Origin of the sequence: Pseudomonas sp. SO81 (assembly GCF_030374125.1) — a bacterium.
Taxonomy (GTDB): domain Bacteria; phylum Pseudomonadota; class Gammaproteobacteria; order Pseudomonadales; family Pseudomonadaceae; genus Aquipseudomonas.
Genome location: NZ_CP126126.1, coordinates 218154 through 243843 on the forward strand (window position 1 = coordinate 218154; position 25690 = coordinate 243843).

Sequence of the window (25690 nt, forward strand, 5' to 3'; positions counted from 1 at the left end):
CTGTGATGAACGCGCAAGTCCCGTCGAACTTTGCCCTGGAATGGGCGCCGCTGTCCTTCGCCCAGCAGCGGCTGTGGTTCTTCAGTCGCCTGGAGAGTGGCAGCACCGCCTACAACATCGGCGGGGTGCTGCGTTTCGAAGGGCAACTGGACATGGACAGCCTGCGCCACGGCCTGGATCAGGTGTATTCCCGCCACGCCGCGCTGCGCACCGTGTTCCGCGAGCATGACGGCCTGGCCCAGCAGGCGGTGCTGCCGACGGGCTGCATGCCGCTGGAAATCATCGAACTGGAGGGCGGCGCCGAGCGGGTCGAAGCCCTGGCTCGCGAGTTCATCGAGGCCGACTACGACCTCACCCGCGGCCCGCTGGTGCGCTGCGCCCTGTATCGCCTGGGCGAGAACAGCCACGCCCTGGCCGTGGGCATGCACCACATCATCTCCGACGCCTGGTCGGTACGGGTGCTGGTGGAGGAGATGGCCGAGTTCTATCGCGCCCGCCTGCAGAATCGCCAACCCTTCATGACCCCGCAACCGCTGCAGTACAGCGAATATGCAGTGGGTCAGCGCGAGTGGCTGGACAGTGAGGCCGGCGCCCAGCAGATGGCCTTCTGGCGCGAGCGCCTGGGAGGCGAGCAGCCGCCGCTGAGCCTGACGCCGGACTATCCGCACAACGCCCAGGCCGCGCGCCGTGCTGCCTACCGCACGCTCAGGGTCGAGCCGAGCCTGGTGGCGCGCCTCAGCGATCTGGCCAAGGCCAATGGCGCCACCCTGTTCACCGTGCTGCTGGCGGCCCTGCAGCTGCAGCTGGCGCGCCTGTCAGGCCAGCGCGAAGTGCGCATCGGCGTACCGGTGGCTGGCCGCGCCAAGGGCTTCGAGCGTCTGGTCGGTTTCTTCGTCAACACCGTGGTGCTCAAGGCCGAGCCGCGACCCGAGCTGTCGGTCACCGAGTGGCTGGAGCAGGCCCGCACTGGCCTCAAACAGGCCCAGGCCAACCAGGAAATGCCCTTCGAGCGCCTGGTGGAAGAGCTGGCTCCGAGCCGCAGCCTGGGCCAGCAGCCGCTGTTCCAGGTGGCCTTCAACTACCGTCGCCAACACCCGCTGGCGGCCAACTGGCTGCCGGGCATCGAGACCCAGCTGGCAGAGCTGCCGTCCAGCCAGATTCCCTTCGACCTGGCCCTGGACGCCGTGCGCGACCGTGGTGACGAGCTGCTGATCAACTTCGCCTATGCGGCCGACCTGTTCGCCGAGAGCAGCATTGAACGGCTGATTGCCGGCATGCTCGAGATACTCGACGGCTTCGCCAGCCAGCCCCAGGCGGCACTGGGCGAAGTGGCGTTGGTGACCGCGTCGGAACTGGCGCAGCTAGCTGAGTGGAACACGCCGCAGCAGGGCTTCGATGCTTCGCGTCTGCTGCCTGAGCTGATCGCCGAGCAGGCGCGCCTGCGCCTCGAGGCCATCGCTCTGGTGCATGGCTTCGAAGGAATTTCCTTTGCCGAGCTGGAAGCTCGTTCCAATCGCCTGGCCAATCTGCTGGTGGCCCACGGCGTGCAGCCCGAGTCCCGCGTCGGCGTGTCGCTGGAGCGCGGCAACGCGATGATCGTGGCCATGCTGGCGGTGCTGAAGTCCGGTGGCGCCTTTGTGCCGCTGGACCCGGATTATCCGCGCGAGCGCTTGAGCTACATGGTCGAGGACTCGGGCCTGAAGTGGCTGATCACTTCATCCGACCTGACTGAGCGCCTGCCGTTGGGCGAGGGCGTCGAGCCGTTGTATCTGGATCGACTGGATCTAAGTGCCTTCGACGCTTCGGCTCCTGCAGTGCAGTTGCATCCGTTAAACCTGGCCTACCTGATCTACACCTCCGGCTCCACCGGTCAGCCCAAGGGCGTAGCGGTGAACCACCTGGGTCTGACCATGCATGTGCAGACCATCGGCCAGCGCTACGGCATGACCTCGGAAGATGTAGAGCTGCACTTCGCCTCGATCAGCTTCGATGGTGCCCTAGAGCGCTGGACCGTGCCGCTGGCCTTTGGCAGCCGCCTGGTGATTCGCGATCAGGAGCTGTGGAGCGCGGAAAAAACCTGCCAGGTGATCGCCGATGAAGGCGTGACCATCTCCTGCCTGCCACCGAGCTATGCCCAGCAACTGCTGGACTGGGTCGAGTCGCAGAACCTGAAACTGCCGGTACGTTCGTGGACCCTGGGTGGCGAAGCCTTTACCCGCGAGACCTACGAGCGCCTGCAGAAAGTGCTGCAACCGCAACGCATCATCAACGGCTATGGCCCGACCGAAACGGTAGTGACTCCGCTGATCTGGGAAGCCTTCCCAGGCGACAGCTTCGAAGCCGCCTATGCGCCGATTGGCAATCCGGTCGGCCCGCGCAGCCTCTATGTACTGGACGCCGAACTAAATCTGCTGCCTATCGGTGTGGCTGGCGAGCTGTATATCGGCGGTGAAGTCGGTCTGGCCCGCGGCTACTTTCAGCGTCCGGAGCTGACCGCCGAGCGTTTCCTGCCCGATCCCTTCGGCGCAGCCGGCGAGCGCATGTACCGCACCGGCGACCTGGTGCGCTGGCGCGAGGACGGCACCCTGGATTACCTGGGTCGCGTCGACCACCAGGTGAAGATCCGCGGTTTCCGTATCGAGCTGGGCGAGATCGAGAGCCAGTTGCTGGCCCTGGATGGCGTGCAGGAGTCGGCGGTAATCGCCCGTGAGACGCCGACCGGCAAGCAGCTGGTGGGTTATGTCGTGGCCAAAGATGGCACCGACACCATTCAGCTGAAAACCGAGCTGGCCAAGGTGCTGCCGGACTATATGGTTCCCGCGCAGATCATCGCGCTAGAAAAACTGCCGCTGACTCCAGCCGGCAAGCTGGATCGCGCCGCGCTGCCGGAACCGACCTGGCAGAGCCAGAGCTACGAAGCGCCGCAGACCGACAACGAACGCATCCTCGCCGCCATCTGGGCCGAAGTGCTGGGTGTGGAACGGATAGGGCGCCAGGACCATTTCTTCGAGCTGGGCGGCGACTCCATCGTCGCGTTGCAGGTGGTCAGCCGCGCCCGCCAGCAGGGCCTGGGTCTGACGCCCAAGGATCTGTTCCAGCAACAGACTCTTATGCAGCTGGCCGGCGTTGCCCAAAGCGTCGCCGCGCCGCTGGCCGAACAGGGCCCGGTGACCGGATCGGCACCGCTGCTACCGATCCAGGCGCGCCTGCTGCAGCGCGAGGGCCTGGCCCCGTGCAACCAGTACCTGCTGCTGGAGCTGGCCGAGCCATTGCCGGCCACCCAGCTGGAACAGGCCCTACGAGCTCTGGTTCAGCACCACGATGCCCTGCGCCTGCGTTTCGAGCAGCACGCCGGTCAGTGGCAGCAAGTGCATGCCAGCGAAACCGGCAGCCCTCTGCTGCAACAGGTCGAACTGGCCGCCGGTGAAGACCCTCAGCCGCATTACGACGCAGCCCAGCGCAGCATCGATCCGGCCAGCGCCGCGCACCTGCGCGGCCTCTACCTGACACAACCAGACCAGGCCGATCGCCTGCTGCTGACCATCCACCACCTGGTAGTCGATGGTGTGTCCTGGCGCGTGTTGCTGGAAGACCTGCAGCGCGCCTGCCTGCAACTGGCCAGCGGCCTAGCGGTACAACTGCCGAGCAAGACCAGCGCCTTCAAGACCTGGGGCGAGCGCCTGGTCGGTTGGAACGTGGGCGCGCAACTGCCGTACTGGCAGGCCCAGCAGGCCACCGGTGGCGAACTGCCGCTGCTGAGCAGCGAGGCCGGTAGCGAGGGCACTCGCCAGCGCCTGGAGCTGAGCCTGGACGCCGGCTTTACCCGCGACCTGCTGCAGGCTGGCCAGCAGGCCTATCGCCTGCGCGCCGACGAGCTGCTGCTGACCGCCCTGAGCCGCGTGCTGTGCAGCTGGAGCGAGCAGCCAGCGCTGACCATGCACCTGGAAAGCCATGGCCGCGCGCCGCTATTCGACGATATCGACCTGTCGCGCAGCGTCGGCTGGTTCACCAGCCTCTACCCCGTGCGCCTGCAGCCCGCAGCCGAGCTGGCTGCCAGCCTCAAGGCGATCAAGGAGCAACTGCGCGCCGTGCCCGACCTGGGCCTCGGTTACGGCCTGCTGCGCCAGCGCGAGCAACTGAACGAGCGAGCCCCGCAACTGCTGTTCAACTACCTCGGTCAGTTCGACGAGGGTGGCAATGGCCTGCGCCTGCGCGAAGGCGGCCTGTGGCGCGAAGCCAATGCGCCGCTGGACGCACCGCTGGTGATCAACGCCGAGCAACGTGGCGGCGCCCTGCATCTGCACCTGGACTTCAACCCGCAGCAACTGGCGCGACCGACCCTGGAAGGTCTGCTGGCCCGCCTGCAGGACGAACTGCGCGCTATCGCCCAGCACTGCCAGAAAACCCCGGCGAGCCTGACCCCCAGCGACGTGCCGCTGGCCGGCCTGAGCCAGGCCGAGCTGGATGCGCTGCCCGGTGTGGAAGATATCCACCCGCTGTCGCCGCTGCAGCAGGGCCTGCTGTTCCACAGCCAGCTGGAGGGCGCTGGCAGTTACGTCAGCCAGTTGCTGCTGCCGTTCACCGGTCTCGATCCGGCTCGTCTGCAGAGCGCCTGGCGCCAGGTGCTGGCGCGTCATGGCGTGCTGCGCAGCCGCTTCCTGCTGGGCGAACGCCCGTTGCAACTGGTGCAGGCCGAAGTCGAGCTGGACTGGCAGGATCTCGACTGGCGCGGCGTCGCCGATTTCGACGCGCAGCTGCAGGCCTTCTGCAGCGCCGAGCGCGAGCGCGGCTTTGCCCTCGACCAGGCACCGCTGCTGCGCCTGGCGCTGATCCAGCGTGGCGCCGGCGACTTCGTGCTGGCCTGGACCCTGCACCACCTGCTGCTGGACGGCTGGAGCAACGGCCTGCTGTTCGCCGAAGTGCTCGCCCTGTACCACGGTGATCGCCTGCCGGCACCGAGCAGGCAGTTCCGTGATTACATCAGCTGGCTCGACGGCCAGGATGCCGCGGTCGAACAGGCCTTCTGGCGCGAGCAATTGGCCCCGCTGGATGGCGCCACCCGCATCGCCGGTTGCCTGCCGTGCCGCGCACCGGAGCAGGGCCATGCCCGCCATCCGCTGCCGCTGGACGCCGCCAGCGAACAACAGATTCGTGGCTTCGCCCAGCGCCATGGTCTGACCCTCAACACCGTGGTACAGGCCGCCTGGGCCTTGCTGCTGGCGCGCCTGACCGGCAAGCGCAGCCTGTGCTTCGGTGCCACCGTAGCCGGTCGTCCGACCGAACTGACCGGCAGCGAGCAGATGCTCGGCCTGTTTATCAACAGTCTTCCTGTCGCCGTGCAACTGCCGGCCGAACAGCCGCTGGGCGACTGGCTGGCTGCGCTGCAGGTGCAGAACCTGCAACTGCGCGAGCACGAACACAGCCCGCTGCACGATATCCAGCGCTGGGTCGGCAGCGCCGGCGAGGCGCTGTTCGACAGCCTGCTGGTATTCGAGAACTACCCATTAGGCGACGCCCTCAAGCAGGCCGAGCGCGGCGAGCTGCGCCTTGGCATGCCGCAGAGCCACGAGTTCACTCACTACCCGATGACCCTGGCCGTGCTGCCGGGCAGCCGCCTGGAGCTGCTGCTGGCCTATGACCGCGCGCACTTCGATGCCCATGGCATCGCTCAGGTCGAGGCACTGCTGCGCCAGGCGCTGACACTGGTATGCGGCAATCCGGCCCAGCCACTGGGCAGCTTGGCGCTGCTGGACGAGGCCGGGCAGTTCCTACTGAACGAGTGGAACAAGCCGCGCCAAGGCTTCGATGCTGCGCGTCTGCTGCCGCAGCTGATCGCCGAGCAGGCGCGCCTGCGCCCGGAGGCCATCGCCCTGGTACATGGTGGCGAGCGGATTGCCTTTGCTGAACTAGAAGCTCGCTCCAATCGCCTGGCCCATCTGCTGGTGGCCCACGGCGTACGCCCGGAGTCCCGCGTTGGCGTGTCGCTGGAACGTGGCAACGCGATGATCGTGGCCATGCTGGCGGTGCTGAAGTCCGGCGGAGCCTTCGTGCCGCTCGATCCGGATTACCCGCGTGAGCGCCTGAGCTATATGGTCGAGGACTCGGGGCTGAAGTGGCTGATAACTTCGTCCGATCTGGCCAAGCGCCTGCCGCTGGGCGAGGGCGTCGAGCCGCTGTATCTGGATCAGTTCGATCTGAGCGCCTTCGAGGCTTCTGCTCCTGCGGTACAGCAGCATCCGCTAAATCTGGCCTACCTGATCTACACCTCCGGCTCCACCGGTCAGCCCAAGGGCGTGGCGGTAAACCACCTCGGCCTGACCATGCATGTGCAGACTATCGGCCAGCGCTATGGCATGACTTCGGATGATGTGGAGCTGCACTTCGCCTCGATCAGCTTCGACGGCGCCCTGGAGCGCTGGACGGTGCCGCTGGCCTTTGGCAGCCGCCTGGTCATTCGCGACCAGGAGCTGTGGAGCGCCGAGAAGACCTGCCAGGTGATCGCCGACGAAGGCGTGACCATCTCCTGCCTGCCGCCGAGCTATGCCCAGCAGTTGCTGGACTGGGTCGAGTCGCAGGGTCTGAAATTGCCGGTACGTTCCTGGACGCTGGGTGGCGAAGCCTTTACCCGCGAGACCTACGAGCGCCTGCAGAAAGTCCTGCAACCGCAACGGATCATCAATGGCTATGGCCCGACCGAGACGGTGGTAACCCCGCTGATCTGGGAGGCCTATCCGGGCGACAGCTTCGAAGCCGCCTATGCGCCCATCGGTAACCCGGTCGGCCCGCGCAGCCTGTATGTGCTGGATGCCGAGCTCAACCTGCTGCCCATCGGCGTGGCCGGCGAGCTGTATATCGGTGGCGAAGTCGGCCTGGCCCGTGGCTACTTCCAGCGCCCGGAGCTGACCGCCGAGCGCTTCCCGCCCAATCCCTTCGGTGCTGCCGGTGAGCGAATGTACCGTACCGGTGACCTGGTGCGCTGGCGTGAAGACGGCACCTTGGACTACCTGGGCCGGGTCGACCACCAGGTGAAGATCCGCGGCTTCCGCATCGAACTGGGCGAGATCGAGAGCCAATTGCTGGCCCTGGACGGCGTGCAGGAAGCGGCGGTGATCGCTCGTGAGACGCCTACCGGCAAGCAACTGGTTGGTTACGTAGTAGTGAAGCACCCCTCTCCCAATGGGAGAGGGGACGGGGGTGAGGGTGCTACCGAGCTGCACGATGCATCCCTCACCCCAGCCCTCTCCCAAGGGGAGAGAGAGCTAAGAACCGTGCTGGCCAAGGTGCTGCCGGACTATATGGTTCCCGCGCAGATCATTGCGTTGGACAAACTGCCGCTGACTCCGGCCGGCAAGCTGGATCGCGCCGCACTGCCGGAACCGACCTGGCAGAGCCAGAGCTATGAGGCGCCACAGACCGACAACGAATGCATCCTCGCCGCCATCTGGGCCGAAGTGCTGGGTGTGGAGCGAGTAGGGCGCCAGGACCACTTCTTCGAGCTGGGTGGCGATTCCATCGTCGCGCTCAAGGTGGTCAGCCGCATTCGCCAGCAAGGTCTGCAGCTGCCGCTCAAGGCACTGTTCGAGCAGAGCCGCCTGGCCGACTGTGCTGCCTCCCTGCAACGCGAGGCTTCGGATGCACCGGTACTGCGCGCGCTGCCGCGCTGCGGTGATCTGCCGCTGTCGCATGCCCAGCAGCGCCTGTGGTTCCTCAATCGCCTGGACCCGAACAACGGTGCCTACCATATGCCGGCCGGCCTCGATCTGCAGGGCCGCCTGGATCGCCAAGCACTGCAGGCCGCCTTTGACCAGTTGGAGGCGCGCCACGAGGCGCTGCGTACCCGCTTCGTCGAAGTGAACGGCGAAGCGCGCCAGCGCATTCTGCCTGCCCAGGGCCAGCGTATCGACTGGGTCGACCTGCGCGAGCTGGCCGCCAACGAGCGCGAGGCCGAGGCCCGCGATTACGCACAGAAGCTGCTCAAGCGACCGTTCAACCTGGCCAGCGAGCCACTGCTGCGGGTTGCCGTGCTGCGCCTGGCCGATCAGGAGTACCGCCTGCTGCTGGTCCAGCACCACATCGTCTCCGATGGCTGGTCGATGCAGCGCTTTATCGGCGAGTTCGCCGCCGCCTACGCGGCGTTCGCCGAGGGCCGTACCGCGCAGTTCGCGCCGCTGCCGCTGCAGTACGCCGACTATGCCCAGTGGCAGCACGACTGGCTGAAATCCAGCGAAGCCACGCGCCAACTGGATTACTGGAAGGCACGCCTGGGTGAACACCAGCCGCTGCTGGAGTTGCCTACCGACCATCCGCGCCCGGCTCAGGGGGCGCGCCAGGGCCTGCGTTGGCGCTTCGAGCTGTCGCCGTTGCTCACCGCACAGCTGCGTGCCCTGGCTCAGCGAGAGGGCAGCACGCTGTTCAGCCTGCTGCTGGCAGCCTGGCAGACATTGCTGCATCGCTACAGCGGCCAAGAAGATATCCGTGTCGGCGTGCCGGTAGCCGGACGCAGCCTGGCGGAAATGGACGGCGTGCTCGGTTGCTTCATTAACACCCTGGTGCTGCGTGGCGAGCCGGCTGGGCTGAAACCCTTCCGCGAACTGCTCGGCGAACTGGCCCAGGCCAGCCGCGATGCCCTGGCCAACCAGGAACTGCCGTTCGACCAACTGGTGGAAGCGCTGCAACCGACGCGCAGCCTGAGTCATCACCCGCTGTTCCAGGTGGCGTTCAACCATCAGCAGGTGGACTTCAGCGCCCTCGGCAACCTGCCGGGCCTACGCGTGCAACCGCATGACCCGGGCGCCGCTGGTGCCCAGTTCGACCTGGCGCTGGATACCGAGGAAGCGGCCGACGGCAGCCTCAGCGGCTTCGTCAGCTACGCCGGTGAGCTGTTCGAGGCGCGCACCATCGCTCGTCTGGCGCGGCATTTCGTGCGTCTGCTGGAAGGCATCTGCGCCGACCCGAGTCAGCCCATCGGCCTGCTGCCGTTGCTGGAGGAAGACGAGCAGGCGCAGCTCGCCACCTGGAACGACACGGCTAAGGACTACGGGCCGCAGGTCAACCTCAGTGAGCGCATCAGCCAGCAGGCCGCGCGCACGCCGCAGGCACCGGCCCTGGTGTTCGGCGAACAAACGCTGAGCTACGTCGAGCTGGAGCAACGTATCAACCAGCTGGCCAACCGTCTGCGCAGCCTTGGCGTGCAGCGCGGCAGCCTGGTCGGTATCAGCCTGGAGCGCTCGCTGGAGCTTGTGATCGGCCTGCATGCCATCGTCCGCGCCGGTGGTGCTTACGTGCCTCTCGACCCGGAATACCCGCTGGAACGCCTGGCCTATCTGCTGGAGGATTCCGGCGTCGACCTGCTGTTGTCGCACAGCGCGCTGGTCGAGCGCCTGCCGCTGCCGGCCGGGCTCAAGGCCCTGGGCCTGGATCGCGAAGACTGCAGTGCCGAGCCGGTCACGCCGCCGGCAGTCAGCCTGCAGGGCAACGATCTGGCCTACGTCATCTACACCTCCGGTTCTACCGGAAAGCCCAAGGGCGCCGGCAACAGCCACGACGCGCTGGCCAACCGCATCCTGTGGATGCAAGAGGCCTATCAGATCGGCGCTGGCGACGTGGTGCTGCAGAAGACCCCGTTCAGCTTCGACGTCTCGGTGTGGGAGTTCTTCTGGCCGCTGATCACCGGCGCCTGCCTGGCCGTGGCCGCGCCGGGCGACCACCGCGATCCGCAGAAGCTGGTGGAGCTGATCCAACGCCACCGCGTCAGCACGCTGCACTTCGTGCCGTCCATGCTGCAGGCCTTCCTGCTGCACCCGGATGTGGAGCAGTGCCAGAGCCTGACTCGCGTTATCTGCAGCGGTGAAGCCCTGCCGGCGGAGCTGCAAGTGCGCACCTTCCAGCGTCTGCCGGGTGCCTCCCTGTACAACCTGTATGGCCCGACCGAGGCGGCCATCGACGTCAGCCACTGGACGTGCGTGGAGGAGGGCCGGCATGCCGTGCCGATCGGCCGACCGATTGCCAACCTGCGCCTGCATATCCTCGATGCCCAGCTCAACCCGGTGCCGCAGGGCGTGCCCGGTGAGCTGTACATCGCCGGCATTGGTCTGGCGCGCGGCTACCACCGCCGCCCCGAGCTGACTGCCGAGCGCTTCCTGCCCGACCCGCATGGCCCAGCCGGTTCGCGCATGTACCGCACCGGCGACCTGGTGCGCTGGCGCGCCGATGGCGCCATCGACTACCTGGGACGGATCGACCATCAGGTGAAGATCCGCGGCTTCCGTGTCGAACTGGGTGAGATCGAAGCCCAGCTCAGCGCCCAGCCGGGCGTTACCGAGGCGGTTGTGGTAGCCCGCGACAGCCAGATCGGCAAGCAGCTGGTCGGCTATCTGGTGGCCGATCCGCTGCCGGCGGATGAGTCCGCCTGGCTGGCTGGCATCAAGGTCGCGCTCAAGGCCGAGCTGCCCGAACACATGGTGCCGTCGATTCTGATGCGCCTCGACCGTATGCCGCTGTCACCCAACGGCAAGTTGGAACGCCGCGCACTGCCCGAACCGATGTGGCAGGCGCGCAGCTATCGCGCGCCACAGTCAGAGCTGGAAATCGCCCTGGCGGGCATCTGGCAGGATGTGCTGGAAGTGGCCCAGGTCGGCCTCGACGACAACTTCTTCGAGCTCGGCGGCCACTCGCTGCTGGCCACCCAGGCCGTGGCCCTGCTGCGCCAACGACTGGGCCTGGAGTTACCGCTGCGTGCCTTCTTCGAGGCACAAGACCTGGCTGCTCTGGCCGCTGCCCTCGACGGCCAGGCTCCGGCCGCCGCCGAGGAAGAAGACCAAGACCTGCGCGACATGGCCGCGCTGCTCGACGAACTGGAGGCCCTGTGACCGCGTCCATCGACAAGGCCGCCCTGGCGCGCCGTTTCCTTGCCCTCGGCGCTCCCGAGCAGAAGCGTTTCCTCGAACTGCTGGCCAGCAAGGGCATCCGTTTCGACCGCCTGCCGCTGGTACCGGCGCCGCGCGGTGAGCATCTGCCAGCCTCGCATGCCCAGCAGCGCCTGTGGCTGGTGGCGCAGCTGGAGCCGGACAGCAGCGCCTACCACATGGTCGGCGCCTTCGCCCTGGAGGGTGAGTTGGATCGTGCCGCGCTGTTGGCGGCTCTCGAGTTGATTGTCGAGCGCCACGAGGCGCTGCGTACGCGCTTCTACCAGCACGCTGGCCAGCTGTGCCAGCGTATCAATCCGCCGGGGCCGCTGGCCCTGGAAGAGCGAGATCTGCGCGGCGAGACGCAAAGCGCTCAGGCCCTGGCCGATGCCCATGCGGCGCGCGCCTTCGACCTGGCACAGGGGCCGCTGCTGCGCGTGCAGCTGCTACGTCTGGATGAGCAGCAATGGCGCTTGCAGATCGTCTGTCACCATATCGTCTCCGACGGCTGGTCGATCGGCGTGTTCGCCGAGGAACTGGGCCGCGCCTATGCAGCCTTGCGCCTGGGGCAGGCACCGCAGCTGGCCGAGCTGCCGATCCAGTACGCCGATTATGCCCAGTGGCAGCGCGCCTGGCTGGAGGCCGGCGAGCGCGAGCGCCAGCTCGGCTACTGGCGTGAGCGCCTGGGCAGCGAGCAGCCGGTGCTGGCCTTGCCCTACAAGCTGGACGCTTCTGGCCAGCGGCATGCCGAGCGCCAGGCCATCGAAGTGCCGCCGGCTCTGGCCGAGCGCCTGCGCCAGCTGGCCCAGAGGGAGGGCGCGACCCTGTTCATGCTGCTGCTGGCGGCCTTCCAGCTGCTGCTGGCGCGCTACAGCAACCAGCGCGATATCCGCGTCGGTGTGCCTGTAGCCAACCGGCAGCGCGCCGAGACCGCGCCACTGGTGGGCTTCTTCGTCAACACCCAGGTGCTGCGCGCCGAGTTCAATACCGGCCTGAGCTTCCGCCAACTGCTGGCCGAAGTGCGCCGCCACGCGCTGGACGCCCAGGATCAGCAGGACCTGCCGTTCGACCAGTTGGTGGAAGCCCTGGCACCCGAGCGCAGCTTGGGCCAGACGCCGCTATTCCAGGTGCTGTTCAACCACCAGAAGCGCGACCTCGGCGCCCTGCAGCTGCCCGGCCTGCGCCTGGAGCCGCTGGCCCAGGGCGTACCGCATGCGCTGTTCGATCTTGCCCTGGACAGCCTGGAGGACAGCGCCGGCCAGCTGCGCCTGACCCTGACCTGGGCCCGCGAGCGCCTCGACGATGCGCAGATGCAGCAGATGACCGCGCATCTGCTGGGCCTGCTGGAGCAGGTCAGTGCTGCGCCGGATCAACCCCTGGTACGTCTGCAATTGCTGGATGCCGGCGACCAGGCGCGGCTGGCCGAGTGGAATACCCCGCGCCAGGGCTTCGATGCAGCGCGCCTGTTGCCGGAATTGATCGCCGAGCAGGCACGCCTGCGCCCCGAGGCCATCGCTCTGGTGCATGGCTTCGAACGAATTTCCTTTGCCGAGCTGGAAGCTCGTTCCAATCGCCTGGCCAATCTGCTGGTGGCCCACGGCGTGCAGCCCGAGTCCCGCGTCGGCGTGTCGCTGGAGCGTGGCAACGCGATGATCGTGGCCATGCTGGCGGTGCTGAAGTCTGGTGGCACGTTCGTGCCGCTCGACCCGGACTATCCGCGCGAGCGCCTGTCCTACATGGTCGAGGACTCGGGCCTGCAGTGGTTGATCACGTCGTCCGATCTAGCCGAGCGTTTGCCGCTGGGCGAGGGTGTCGAGCCGCTGTATCTGGATCAGATTGATCTGTCGGCATCTGAGTCGTCAGCGCCAAGCGTCGAGCTGCATCCGCTGAATCTGGCCTACCTGATCTACACCTCCGGCTCCACCGGCCAGCCGAAAGGCGTGGCGGTGAATCACCTCGGCCTGAGCATGCATGTGCAGACCATCGGCCAGCGCTACGGCATGACCCCGGATGATGTGGAGCTGCATTTCGCCTCGATCAGCTTCGACGGTGCCCTGGAGCGCTGGACGGTGCCGCTGGCCTTCGGCAGCCGCCTGGTGATTCGCGATCAGGAGCTGTGGAGCGCAGAGAAGACCTGCCAGGTCATCGCCGACGAAGGAGTGACCATTTCCTGCCTGCCGCCGAGCTATGCCCAGCAGCTGCTGGATTGGGTTGAATCGCAAGGCCTGAAACTGCCGGTCCGCTCCTGGACCCTGGGCGGCGAAGCCTTTACCCGCGAAACCTACGAGCGCCTGCAGAAGGTGCTGCAGCCGCAACGCATCATCAACGGCTACGGCCCGACCGAGACGGTGGTGACCCCGCTGATCTGGGAAGCCTTTCCCGGTGATTCCTTCGAGGCCGCCTACGCCCCCATCGGCAATCCGGTCGGTCCGCGCAGCCTGTATGTGCTGGATGCCGAACTGAACCTGCTGCCCATCGGTGTGGCCGGCGAGCTGTATATCGGCGGCGAAGTGGGCCTGGCCCGTGGCTATTTCCAGCGCCCGGAACTGACGGCCGAGCGGTTCCTGCCCGACCCGTTCGGCGCAGCCGGCGAGCGCATGTACCGCACCGGCGACCTAGTGCGCTGGCGTGAAGACGGCACCCTGGATTATCTGGGGCGGGTCGACCACCAGGTGAAGATCCGCGGCTTCCGCATCGAGCTGGGCGAAATCGAGAGCCAGTTGCTGGCCCTGGATGGCGTACAGGAAACGGCGGTGATCGCCCGTGAGACGCCAACCGGCAAGCAGCTGGTTGGTTATGTCGTCGCTCGCGAAAACACTGAGACCAATGCACTACGCAGCGAGCTGGCCAAGGCGCTGCCGGACTATATGGTGCCGGCGCAGATCATCGCCCTGGCCAAGCTGCCGCTGACTCCAGCCGGCAAGCTGGACCGTGCCGCGCTGCCGGAGCCGACCTGGCAGAGCCAGTCCTACGAAGCGCCTCAGACCGATAACGAGCGTATCCTCGCCGCCATCTGGGCCGAAGTGCTGGGCATGGAGCGAGTAGGGCGCCAAGATCACTTCTTCGAACTGGGCGGCGACTCCATCGTCGCGTTGCAGGTGGTCAGCCGCGTGCGCCAGCAAGGCCTGCAACTGGCGCCGCGTGAGCTGTTCCAGTTCCCCCGGCTGGCCGAACTGGCCCAGGCGGCCCGTGGCGCAGACGAGGACGTGGCGCAGGAGCCGGTCACCGGCGAACTGCCACTGGCACCGATCCAAGCGCATTTCTTTGCCATGAATCAGACTGAGCCGGCGCACTGGAACCAGGCGCTCAACCTGGAGCTGCTGCGTCCGCTCGATCCGCAACTGCTGGAGCAGGCACTGCAGGCTCTGGTGGCCCATCACGACGGCCTGCGCCTGCGCTTCAGCCAGGAGCAGAGCGTCTGGCACCAGCGTTACGCCGACGTGGATGCCGCGCAACCACTGCTATGGCTGCGTGAGGCGAGCAGCGCTGTCGAGGCCGAAGCGTTCTGCCAGCAGGCCCAGCAGAGCCTCGACCTGGCTGCAGGCCCGCTGCTGCGCGCGCTTTATCTGAAGCAGGTCGGCCAGACCGATCGCCTGCTGCTGGCCGTGCATCACCTGGTAGTGGACGGGGTGTCCTGGCGCATCCTGCTGGAAGACATCCTCGCTGCTTATCGTCAGCTGGAGGCCGGCCAGGCCGTGCGCCTGCCGGGCAAGAGCCAGTCCTACAAGGGCTGGAGCGAGGCCCTGCAGAAGTGGGCGAGCAGCGCAGCGGCACAGGTCGAGCTGGACGCCTGGTGCAGCCGCCTGAGCGGTCCGGCACTGGCCCTGCCGCGCGAACTCGACGGCGCCAGCGCCAGCCATGGCGACAAGCGCGAAGTGCGCCTGGCCCTGAATGCCGCCGAGACCAAACGCCTGTTGCAGGCACCGGCGCAGCTCGGTGTGCGCATCGACGCATTGCTGCTCACCGCACTGACCCGCGCCCTGTGCCGCTGGAGCGGTCAGCCGGGGCTGCGGGTCAATCTGGAAGGCCACGGTCGCGAAGCGCTGGCCGGCGAACTGGATCTGTCGCGCACGGTCGGCTGGTTCACCAGCCTGTATCCGTTGCAGATACCGCAGCTCGACGCGGCAGCCGAGCAGCTACAACAGGTTCAGCAACGCCTGCAGCAGGTCGAACATGGCGGCCAGGGCTATGGCGTGCTGCGCTGGCTGGGTTCGACTGCGGCGCAGGCGGCACTGAGTGCCGTGCCGAGCGCCGAGGTGATCTTCAACTACCTCGGCCAGTACCAGGCTGGCGCGGCGGCGGACTGGTTCCGTCCGGCGTCCGGCGGTGGTGCGGCGGTGGCGGCGAACAACCCGCTGGCCGCGCTTCTGGCGGTCAACGGCCAGGTGTTCGACGGCCTGTTGCAGTTGTCCTGGGAATACGCGGCCAACCAGTATCGCGCAGAGACCATCGAGGCGCTGGCCGCGGACTATCGCCGGGAGCTGCTCGGTCTGCTGGAACTTGCCCGCGGCCAGGTGGCGCAAGGACCATCGCCGCTGCTACGGCTGACTCGCCAGGAGGCCGGCGCAGCCCCGGTGTTCTGCCCGCATCCGGTCACCGGCCGGGTCACCGGCTACCAGCCGCTGGCGGCACGTCTGGACGGCGTGCGCGAAGTGTTCGGCCTGCAGTGCCGCAGCTTCCTCGACCCGAGCTGGCGCGATGCTTCGCTGGCCGAGATGGCCGATGCCTACCTGGCCGCGCTGCTCCAGCAGCAGCCGCAGGGTCCGTATCACCTGGTCGGCTGGTCGCTGGGCGGCAGCCTGGCCCTGGAACTGGCGGCACGGCTGGAGGCACGGGGCGCAGAGGTGGCCTTCCTCGGCCTGCTCGACTGCTATGTGCCGGGCACCGAGATCGCTGGCGACGATGCGCGCCATCCACGGGCCCGAGCCAAGCTGGTCGAGCATCTGCAACTGCTGGCTCCAGAGTTGCCGGCCAGTGCCTGGGATGGTCTGTTCGAACAACTGCTGCAGCTCGAGCCACTGGACTGGCCGCAGGCCTGCGGCAGTTGGTTCGCCGGCCAACCGCTGGACGGCATGACCCGGCAGAGCCTGGAGGAACTGCTGTTCGCCTGGGCGGTGGAGCAGCACATGCGCCGCCTGTGCGCCGGCTACGCGCTGCCCCAGGTCAAGGTGCGCCCGCATTGCTGGTGGGCGGCCCAGCCAGGCGGTCGCGCGGCCTTGCTGGAGAGTGGCCTGGAACAGGTGCAGGGCAGGGCAGCCAGCCATCGCCTGATCGACACCGATCACCAAGGCATCGTCCGTCATCCGCAGGTTCTTCAGGAGCTGGTGGCCTTGCTTGGAAGCTGAAGTGGGAGCCGCCAAGGAATTTTTCTGCCGGTGGCTAAATTTTCCTGCGCCTTGCTCGTCTAGTAGAGGCAAGCCATATAAATGCGAATCCTTCTAATTTGATTTCTGGGGAGTGTTGATGGAACAGCAAGCGAAGTACCAGGCCAAAGTACCCTTTGCCAAGGCACGCCTACCCTTGGCCATGGCCTGCGCGCTGGGCGCATTCAGCATGGGTCTGCATGCCGAAGAAGCCGTACAGCTGGAAACCACCAATATCAGCGGCGAGCTGGACAGCCCGGTCGGTGAAGACCAGGGCTATGTGGCCAAGAACAGCCGCAGTGCGACCAAGATCAACACTCCTCTGAGTGAAACGCCTCGTTCGGTTTCCGTCGTGACCGAGGCGCAGATGAAGGACCGCAACGTCCAGACCATCAGCGAGGCTCTGCGCTATTCCGGCGGCGTGCAGGCTGGCTTCTATGGCGAGGACAACAAGCAGGACTGGTTCATCATCCGCGGCTTCAAACAGGCCAACAACGGCCTGTTCATGGATGGTTCGCGCATCTACTCCAGCGCCTTCTACAGCTGGCAGATTGATCCCTACATGCTCGAGCGAATTGAAGTGCTCAAGGGCGCTTCGTCCGTACTCTATGGTCAGACCCCGCCCGGCGGCCTGATCAACCTGCAGAGCAAACGCCCGACCGCCGACAGCAAGAACGAGATCGGCATCCAGTACGGCAGCTTCGACCGCAAGCAGATCAACGCTGACGTCGGTGGCAAGCTGGATGAAGAGGGCAACCTGTTGTACCGCGTGGTGGCGCTGAGCCGCGACACCGGTACCCAGGTCGATGACGTGGACGCCGCGCGCATCCTGCTGGCGCCGTCGATGACCATCAACTTCAACGAAGATACTTCGTTGACCCTACTGGCCAGCATGCAGAAGGATCGCTCGGATCCCCAGCTGCAGTTCCTGCCGTCCAGCGGGACGATCAGCCATAACCCGAACGGTGATATCGACACCGACACCGCGGTCGGCAATCCCGAGTACGAGACCTTCGAGCGTGACCAGTACACCCTGGGCTACGAGCTGAACCACCGCATCAGCGACAACTGGGACTTCCAGCAGAACCTGCGCTACGGCCACATGGATCTGGAACTGCGCCAGCTATTCTTCTACGGCAACCTCACCGATCGCATCATCAATCGCGGCCTGACCTACAACGATGGCAAAGCGGACAACCTGTCGGTGGACAACCGCCTGCTCGGCAACTGGTTCGGTGATCGCTGGGAAAATACCCTGCTGCTCGGCTTCGATTACCAACAGCTGAAGATCAATGATCGCAGCCCCAACGGCTATCCGAACTTCGGCGTGATCCCGCCGCTGGACATCTTCAATCCGCGCAACAGCACACCGATCTTTGGTCAGCCGATTGGCAACGACGCGCCTATCGGCGATTTCGCCCTGGAAGACAAGGATACCCGCGCCGACCAGTTCGGTTACTACCTCCAGGAGCAGCTCAAGTTCGACAACTGGGTGTTCCTGCTGGGTGGTCGCTACGACAAGTCGCGCACCGACTTCGACAACCAGACCACCAATGTCAGCCATGACGTACGTGACGAGAACTTCACCTGGAGCGGTGGCGTCGCCTATGTGTTCGACAACGGCCTGACCCCGTATATCAGCTACTCCGAGTTCTTCCTACCGGTCACCGATCTCAACGCCGTCACTGGCGATCCGTTCAAACCGGAAGAGGGCGACCAGAAGGAAATCGGTATCAAGTTCCAACCGGAAGGGCTGGACGCGATGTTCACCGCGGCGGTGTTCGAGCTGACCCAGGAGAACGTCAAGAAGAACCTGTCCACCCCGACCGGCAGCGTACCGACCCAGTTGGGTGAAGTGCGCAGCCGCGGCATAGAGCTGGAGGCCCAGGCTAACGTCACCGAAAACGTCAGCCTGATCGCCAGCTACACCAAGCTCGATCCGGAGACCACCGAGAGCACTCGTAAGGACGAGGAGGGCAAGACTCCTGCCAACATCGCCGATGAGATGGCTTCCGTGTGGGCCAACTACCAGTTCCACGGTGGCCTGCTCGACGGTCTGGGCTTCGGTGCCGGCGTACGTCACACCAGCTCCAGCTATGGCGACAATACCGAGACCCTGGAAGTGCCGTCCTACACCCTGGTCGACGCCATGGTCAGCTACCGCATCCAGGACATCCGCCTGCAACTCAATGCCAATAACCTGACCGACAAAGAGTACGTCACTGCCTGTGATTACTACTGCTGGTACGGCAACCGTCGCAACGTCATCGCCAGTGTGAGTTATGACTTCTAAGCCACTGCAACAACTGCTGCTGCCTTCCGGGCAGCGGCTGGTCGCCCGCGACGACGGCACCAGCCTGGCCCTGCACCTGGACGAGCGCGCGCTGCTGCGCGCCCGTCGCCAGGGCGAGCTGCTGGTTCCGTTGGAGTTGGCCGTCGAACAGCAGGTCGAGGCTCTGTGGCTGCTGGCTTACTGGTGTTTCGCCAGTGATCAGGCACTGCAGACGCTGCGCCTGCAGCTGGAAAGCATCGACCCGCAGCTGCGGAACAGCGGCCTGCTGGTGAGCGAAGGCGATAGCCTGCGTATCGAGCGCTCGCTGTTCTGGCAATTGCCGGGGCCGTTCCTGCGTAACAGCGGCAGCGCCGGCTATCCGCAGCAGATGGTCATGCATGCCAGCGGCCGTCGTCATCCACGGCGCGCGCCCAAGCCGCAGGGCGAGGTCTATCGGCGTTTCGATGCCAACCTGGGCGCTTGGATTTCCCTGCGCACCCTGGACATCGACAGCGACCTCGAACGCTTCAATCGCTGGCAGAACAGCGCCCGCGTGGCTGCGTTCTGGCAGGAGGAGGGCGATCTGACCAAGCATCGTCGCTACCTGGAGGAGCTGGCCGCGGACCCGCGCGTGCTGACCCTGATCGGCTGCTTCGACGATGAGCCGTTCGCCTACTACGAAGCCTACTGGGCCAAGGAAGACCGTATCGCGCCGTTCTACGACGTGGCGGACTACGACCGCGGCATCCATATGCTGGTGGGCGAGGAGAGCCATCGCGGCCCGCACAAGGTGGCCAGCTGGCTGAGCGCGCTGACCCACTACCTGTTCCTCGACGATCCGCGTACCCAGCGGGTGGTCGCCGAGCCCCGTGCCGACAACGCCAAGATGATTGGCCATATGCAGGCGCAGGGTTACCACAAGGCGAAGGAGTTCGATTTCCCGCACAAGCGCGCGGCACTCATGGTGCAGTCGCGTGAGGTGTTCTTCGAACGCTGCCGCCTGGCATAGCAGTAGGTCCACGGTTGCTGTCCGTGGGCCCATAGAACAAAAGAGCCGCGCCCGAGCGTGGCCGTGAACTGATGAGGTTGGGCGAGGCGAGTGCCTCCAGAGGCTGACTCGGCCTTCACACGAACCATCCGCAGAGGATCGGGGCCTGACATGAGCATAGAAACACTGGAATACGATGTGATCGGGCTGGGCTTCGGGCCCGCCAACCTGGCCATTGCGGTGGCCCTGGATGAAGACCGCCGGGTGCGCGAGCACGGCCTGCGCTACTGCTTCCTGGAAAAGAAGCCTGCCTTCGAGTGGCACGGCGGCATGCTGCTGGAAGACAGCCGCATGCAGATTTCCTTCCTCAAGGATCTGGCCACCCTGCGCAACCCGTCCAGTCGCTACACCTTCGTCAGCTACCTGCACGAGAAGCGCCGGCTGGAAGCCTTCATCAATATCAGTACCTTCACGCCGTCGCGCCTGGAGTACAACGACTACCTGGGCTGGGCCGCCGCCCAATTCAGTGACCGCGTGCACTACGGCGAAGAAGTCATCGGTGTCGAGCCGGTGCTCGATGGCGGCGACGTGACCCGGGTCAAGGTGATCTCGCGCCTGGCCGATGGCCGTACCCGTGCGCGCATCACCCGCAACCTGGTGGTCAGCATCGGCGGCGAACCGGTGGTGCCCGAGGCGTTCCGTCCGCTCAAGGGCGACGCGCGGGTGATGCACTCGTCCAGCTATCTGGAGCGCATCCAGGCCTGCGGCGAACCCAAGCGCCTGGCGGTGGTCGGTTCGGGGCAGAGCGCGGCGGAGATCTTCAGCGATCTGTGCGGCCGCTACCCGAGCGCCGAGGTCTCGCTGGTGATGCGCAGCCAGGCCCTGCGCCCGGCGGACGACAGCCCGTTCATCAACGAGATCTTCGATCCGTCCTACACCGACGTGGTCTATGGCCAGTCGCCGGAGGAGCGCGAGGCGTTCATCCAGGCCAACGCCCAGACCAACTACTCGGTAGTCAACCTGGACCTGATCGAGAGCATCTATCACCGCCTGTACCTGCAGAAGGTCACCGGCCACGCCCCGCACAACCTGCTGCCGCAGCGCAATATCGAGGCGGTGCAGGCCGGCGATGCGGGCATTCGCCTGACCCTGAGCGGGCCGGAAGGCGTGGAAGATCGTCTGTACGATGCCGTAGTCTTGGCCACCGGCTACCGTCGTGACGGCTACAAGCGCCTGCTGGGCGGATTGGCCGAGCATCTGGGCGAAGGCGTCGAACGCGACTATCGTCTGTGCTGCCAGCCGCAGATGACTGCCGGCATCTACCTGCAGGGTTGCTGCGAGGCCAGCCATGGCCTGAGCGACACGCTGCTGTCGGTACTGGCCATACGTTCACAGGAAGTGGTCGACGCGCTGATGGACAGCCGCCGACAGCGCCAATCAGCAGGAGTCGCCAGCGCATGTGCTTGACCCAGGCGGGGGGCCGATGATCCCGGCCATTGCCCCGCTGTTCCAAGGGCCCTTTGCCCACTACCGCGATGTTCTCACCCTTGCGGATGACCCACGCCCGGCACTGTCCGGGCGTGAGTTCGTCAGCCCCGGGCGTCTGGAAGAACAGATGCTGCGCTTCGGCCCCGAGCATGCCGAGGGCGATCGCCGGGCGCTGATGTCGCTGTGGTCCAAGTACTACTTCCTGCGCCTGATTCCGCCGGTGCTGGCGGCAGGGCTGATCCTCAACTGGCGCCTGCCGCTGGATTTCGACGAGATCCAGGTGGTGGTCGGCGCCGACGGCCTGCCCGAGGCCTTCAAGCTGCCGCATGCCGGCGAGCGCTGGAACGTGGCGCCGGCCAATGGCTTCGAACGCTTCGCGGGATTGCTCGACGACAACCTGTTGCCCTTCATCGAAGCCCTGCGTGCCCATCGCAAGATTGCCGCGCGGGTGCTGTGGAGCAACGCTGGCAACTACTTCGAGTGGTTCATGTCGACCCTCGGCGGCCTGCCGTTCCCCAAGCCGATGCTGGCCCAGGGTTTTGAAGTGCTGGAAAGCAAGCTGCGCCCGGATGGCAGCCGCAATCCGCTGTGCGAGCCAGTGATCTACGTGCCCCAGGGCGAGGGCTGCGCGCCCTGGCGCCAGCGCAAGCTGTGCTGCATTCGCAACGAGCTGGGCATGGAGATGTGCGACAACTGCCCGTTGCTGGAAGAGCCGCCGGCGGAAGGGACTGCAGTACTGGATTGATGGCTGCGTTGGCTTGCTCGCCTGGCTTGCTCGCCTGGCTGGTGAGCAACTTCTGGTCTGCCTCTGCTGCCTGCAGCGAGTAATGCCGTCGGGGAATAGCGAGTGCCCTTCTGGTGTACTGCCTTCGGCGAGTACACCCTATATTTGGGCCGAGGTGCTGCTCCGTGTAGGGTGGGGGCTCAGGAGCGCAGCGAACAGCCCGCCAGCAAGCCCCTCAGCGCCGATACAGGCACAGCATGAAGTAGGCCCCACCCAGCAGCGACGCCAGCAGCCCCGCCGGCAGCTGCGCCGGGAACAGCACGGTGCGCCCCAGCCAATCCGCCGCCACCATCACCAATGCGCCTAGCAGCGCCGCACCGAGCATCTGCGGTACGGCGCGAGCCAGGCCGAGCAGGCGGGCCAGGTGCGGCGCCAGCAGGCCGATAAAGCTCAGCGGCCCGACGATCAGGGTGGCGCCGGCCGTCAGCAGCGAGGCCAGCAGCAACAGCACGAAACGGCTGCGCCCCAGCGGCACGCCCAGGGCACGCGGCGTGCCATCGCCCAGCGGCAACAGCTCCAGCCAGCGCCCGAAAGGCAGCGTGGCGACCAGCAGCACCAGACTGCAGACCAGCACCCAGACCGCCATCTGCGGGCCGACGAAGTAGGTCGAGCCGGACATCCAGCCCAGCAGGTTCTGCCCGCGCGGGTCGCCGCCGGCCAGCAGGATCACCTGCAGGGCGTCGAACAGCGCGGTGATGCTGATGCCGATCAGCAGCACCCGCTCGGGCGCGAAACCGGAGCGCCGCGACAGGCCGAGCAGCAGCAGAAGTGTCAGGCCAGCCCCCAGGCCGCCCAGCGCCAACTGGGCCAGGGGGCCGGAGTAGGGCAGCAGGAACAGCAGGGCGATCAGGCCCAGGGCGGCGCCGGCGCTGATGCCGAGCACCTCGGGGCTGGACATCGGGTTGCCGGTCAGGCGCTGGATCATGCAGCCGGCCAGGGCCAGCATGCAGCCGGCGGCAGCGGCGGCCATCACCCGCGGCCAGCGCCAGTCGAGCAGGCTGGCGTCGCTCAGGTTCCACTGCCAGCCATCCAGGCCGCGACCCAGGCCGAGGGCGATCAATAATGCGCAAACGAGTACCACGCAGAGCGGCAGCAGGCGGCGAGCGGGGAAGGGGTGGCGGTCGAAGTGCTGGCTGTCGCCACTGTGCGGCTGACCACCGGACAGGCGCAGGCGTGGCAGCAGCCAGAGCAGCAGCGGGGCACCAAGCAGCGCGGTGGCGGCGCCGGTGGGTACCAGTTCGGCCAGGGAGCCGGCCAGGCGCTGGATGCCCAGGTCGGTGACGCTCAGCAGCAGACCGCCGAGCAGTGGCGCCCAGCGCAGGCGCTGGGCGAAGGTGCGCGCACCGAGCAGGCGCACCAAGGCCGGCGCGGCCAGGCCGATAAAGCCGATCACACCCACCGTGCTGACCACGCAGGCGGCCAGGTACACGGACAGGGTCAGGGTGACGAAGCGCAGGAATCGCAGGGGCACGCCCAGGCTCTTCACGCCGCTGTCGTCCAGCTCCAGCAGGGCCAGCGGGCGCAACAGCGGCAGCAGGAGCAGCAGGCCGGCGGCCAGGCGCGGCAGGAGGAACTGCACGCCGCTCCAGCTGTTCTGGCTGAGCGAGCCGGAACCCCAGATAAACACTGCGTTGAGATCCTGCTGTTGGACCAGCATCAGGGTCACGTTGAGCGCACTGAGATACAGCGTCACCACCAGGCCGGCGAGGATCAGCGTCAGCGGCGCCAGACCACGCCGCCAGGCCAGGGCGAACACCAGCAGGGAGGCCAGGCCACCACCGGCCAGGGCCACCCACTCGCGGCCGAAGTCCAGCAGCCAGGGCGCCCACAGGGTAGCCACCAGCAGGCCGAGCTGGGCGCCACTGGCCACACCGAGGGTGGTCGGCGAGGCCAGCGGATTGCGTAGGACCTGCTGCATCAGGGTACCGGCCAGGGCCAGCACGGCGCCGCACAGCAGGGCCATGCACAGGCGCGGCAACCAGCTGAAGTGCAGGATCAACTGCGCCATGTCGCCGTCTTGCGGGGCGAACATGGCCTGCAGCCATTGCCCGCTCGGCAGACGCTGGCCGAGGTCGGCGAAGGCCAGGCCAAGCGTCAGGATCAGCAGCACGCCACACAGCCAGGCCGGGTGGCTGGAGAAGCCGCGGCGGGTACGCACGGGCAGCGGCCCCTGAGCCAGCAGATCGCTCATTGCACGCTCTCCGGCGCCAGGCGCGCTTCCAGCAGGTTGGCAAAGCGCTCGGCAGCCATCAGACCGTTGAAGCTCCATACCGGCGGCAGGTCATACAGGCGCCCCGCACGCACGGCCGGCAGCTGGTTCCACAGGGCGCTGGCAGCCAGGCCGTCCTGTACGCCGGGCGGCATGGGTTTCAGGTAGAGCAGGGCAGCCTCTGGAGTCTCCGCCAGACGGTCGATGCCCTGCTGGCTGAAGCCCCAGTAGTTGGTTGGGCCCTGCCAGGCATTGCGCAGGCCGACCCGGTCCAGCACGCCCTGGTAGATGCTCTGCTTGCCGAACAGACGCACATGGCGCTGGTCGAGGAAGGTCATCACATAGAAAGGCGGCAATGCCTGCGAAGCCAGGCGTTCCTTGACTCGGACCATGGTGCTGTCGATGCGCGCGATCATCGCTTCGCCTTCGCTCTGCCGGCCAAGCAGCTCGGCCAGCTCGCGGGTCACCCGCTGGGCACCGACATAGGCCTCGGCTTCGGGGGTATAGATGGCCAGCGTGTGCACCGGCGCCACCCGCTCCAGCTGCGCGCGGCTGGCGGCGAACTGCGGGGTGATCAGGATCATGTCCGGCTTGAGCTGGTTAAGCAGCTCCAGATTGGGCTCGATGCGCAGGCCGAGGTCGACCACCTCGGCGGGCAGCTCGGGGGCCTGCACCCAGCGCCGGTAGCCTTCGGTCTGCGCCACGGCGATGGGCGTCACGCCCAGGCCGAGCAGGGTCTCGGTCAGGCCCCAGTCGATCACTGCGATGCGAGGCTGGCGGGTGTCGGCCTGGGCGATTGCCGCCAGCAGGGCGAGCGTGCAAAGCAGCCAGCGCATCACACCACCACGGCGATGGGTTGCTGGCCGCGCGGATGGCTGAGCACCTGCATGGGCAGGCCGTAGATGGCCTCCAGGTTGCTGTCGGTCATCAGCTCGGCCGGGCTGCCGTCCAGCAGCAGGCGTCCGCTGTGCAGGGCAATCAGACGGTCGCAGTAGCGGCTGGCCATGTTGATGTCGTGCAAAACCACTATCACGCTCAGCCCGAGCTGCTGGCTGAGCCGGTGCACCAGGCCGAGCACGTCGACCTGGTGGGCGATGTCGAGGGCCGAGGTCGGTTCGTCCAGCAGCAGGTAGCGGCTGTTCTGCGCCAGCAGCATGGCCAGCCACACGCGCTGACGCTCGCCGCCGGAGAGGCTGTCGACCATGCGCTCGGCGAAGCGCGCGGTGTCGGTCAGCTCCATGGCCTCGCGCACCTTGGCGTGGTCCTTGCTGCCGAAGCGACCGAGCAGGCCGTGCCAGGGATAGCGGCCGAAGCCGACCAGCTCGCGGGCGGTCAGGCTGTCGGCGGGTGGCAGCTGCTGCGGCAGATAGGCGACCTGGCGCGCGAAGTCGCGGTCCTTCCAGTCGGCCAATGGCTTGTCGTCCAGCAGCACGCGCCCGGCGCTGGCCGGTTGCTGGCGGGCCAGCATCTTCAGCAGGGTGGACTTGCCGGAGCCGTTGTGGCCGATCAGGCCGACCATCTGGCCTTGCGGGATGTCGAGGGACAGCGGATGCAGGAGGGTACGCTCCGGCAGGCTGAAGCTGACCGCATCGAGTCGGAACATGGACAATCCTTGGCTTGCCGAGCTGTGCGCGAAGCCGGCGACTTTAGCCAAAATGATAATTCCTGGCAAACGCAATGCA

At 66.6% G+C, this 25690-nt stretch carries 9 protein-coding genes; 6 read left to right on the forward strand and 3 right to left on the reverse strand.

Annotated elements, in window-relative coordinates; all coding sequences use genetic code 11:
* Window positions 1-5: 5 nt before the first annotated feature.
* The 6 genes from OH686_RS01030 (at window position 6) to fhuF (ending at window position 21760) form a co-directional block, all read left to right on the forward strand.
* Window positions 6-10868 (forward strand): non-ribosomal peptide synthetase, encoded by a 10863-nt coding sequence (locus OH686_RS01030; RefSeq protein ID WP_289535797.1) that lies wholly within the window; start codon window positions 6-8, stop codon window positions 10866-10868.
* Window positions 10865-16249, forward strand: a complete 5385-nt coding sequence (locus OH686_RS01035) for a non-ribosomal peptide synthetase (RefSeq protein WP_289535798.1) — start codon at window positions 10865-10867, stop codon at window positions 16247-16249. The genes OH686_RS01030 and OH686_RS01035 overlap by 4 nt, the downstream gene beginning before the upstream one ends.
* A gap of 118 nt (window positions 16250-16367) precedes the next feature.
* Complete coding sequence (locus tag OH686_RS01040; RefSeq protein ID WP_289535799.1) at window positions 16368-18560, forward strand: TonB-dependent siderophore receptor; 2193 nt, start codon at window positions 16368-16370, stop codon at window positions 18558-18560.
* A complete protein-coding gene (locus tag OH686_RS01045; RefSeq protein ID WP_289535800.1) occupies window positions 18550-19548 on the forward strand; it encodes a GNAT family N-acetyltransferase in 999 nt (332 codons plus the stop codon). Before OH686_RS01040 ends, OH686_RS01045 begins: the two co-directional genes overlap by 11 nt.
* 150 nt (window positions 19549-19698) lie before the next feature.
* Window positions 19699-20994 carry a lysine N(6)-hydroxylase/L-ornithine N(5)-oxygenase family protein gene (locus OH686_RS01050; protein WP_289535801.1) on the forward strand — a complete coding sequence of 432 codons (1296 nt, stop codon included), beginning with the start codon at window positions 19699-19701 and terminating at the stop codon, window positions 20992-20994.
* 16 nt (window positions 20995-21010) lie between these two features.
* Window positions 21011-21760: a siderophore-iron reductase FhuF gene (gene fhuF, locus OH686_RS01055; RefSeq protein WP_289535802.1), complete on the forward strand. Its 750-nt coding sequence runs from the start codon at window positions 21011-21013 to the stop codon at window positions 21758-21760.
* Between the two features lie 214 nt (window positions 21761-21974).
* Here the strand turns inward: fhuF and fhuB are convergent, their stop codons facing one another.
* From fhuB to OH686_RS01070, 3 genes are read right to left on the reverse strand one after another with little or no spacing between them, the layout of a single operon-like run.
* The gene (fhuB, locus tag OH686_RS01060; protein ID WP_289535803.1) at window positions 21975-23990 is read right to left on the reverse strand and encodes a Fe(3+)-hydroxamate ABC transporter permease FhuB; all 2016 of its coding nucleotides are present in this window, start codon (window positions 23988-23990) and stop codon (window positions 21975-21977) included.
* Window positions 23987-24844 carry an ABC transporter substrate-binding protein gene (locus tag OH686_RS01065; RefSeq protein WP_289535804.1) on the reverse strand — a complete coding sequence of 286 codons (858 nt, stop codon included), beginning with the start codon at window positions 24842-24844 and terminating at the stop codon, window positions 23987-23989. Before OH686_RS01065 ends, fhuB begins: the two co-directional genes overlap by 4 nt.
* Entirely contained in the window at window positions 24844-25611 is a 768-nt protein-coding gene (locus OH686_RS01070; protein WP_289535805.1) for an ATP-binding cassette domain-containing protein, read from the reverse strand. The genes OH686_RS01065 and OH686_RS01070 overlap by 1 nt, the downstream gene beginning before the upstream one ends.
* Window positions 25612-25690: the final 79 nt, after the last annotated feature.

Bases quoted from the DNA above. Each gene is read 5' to 3' on its own strand.
- OH686_RS01050 (WP_289535801.1), top strand. From the start codon at position 19,699: ATGAGCATAGAAACACTGGAATACGATGTGATCGGGCTGGGCTTCGGG.
- OH686_RS01030 (WP_289535797.1), top strand. From the start codon at position 6: ATGAACGCGCAAGTCCCGTCGAACTTTGCCCTGGAATGGGCGCCGCTG.
- OH686_RS01070 (WP_289535805.1), bottom strand. From the start codon at position 25,611: ATGTTCCGACTCGATGCGGTCAGCTTCAGCCTGCCGGAGCGTACCCTC.
- OH686_RS01065 (WP_289535804.1), bottom strand. From the start codon at position 24,844: ATGCGCTGGCTGCTTTGCACGCTCGCCCTGCTGGCGGCAATCGCCCAG.
- fhuF (WP_289535802.1), top strand. From the start codon at position 21,011: ATGATCCCGGCCATTGCCCCGCTGTTCCAAGGGCCCTTTGCCCACTAC.
- fhuB (WP_289535803.1), bottom strand. From the start codon at position 23,990: ATGAGCGATCTGCTGGCTCAGGGGCCGCTGCCCGTGCGTACCCGCCGC.
- OH686_RS01045 (WP_289535800.1), top strand. From the start codon at position 18,550: ATGACTTCTAAGCCACTGCAACAACTGCTGCTGCCTTCCGGGCAGCGG.
- OH686_RS01040 (WP_289535799.1), top strand. From the start codon at position 16,368: ATGGAACAGCAAGCGAAGTACCAGGCCAAAGTACCCTTTGCCAAGGCA.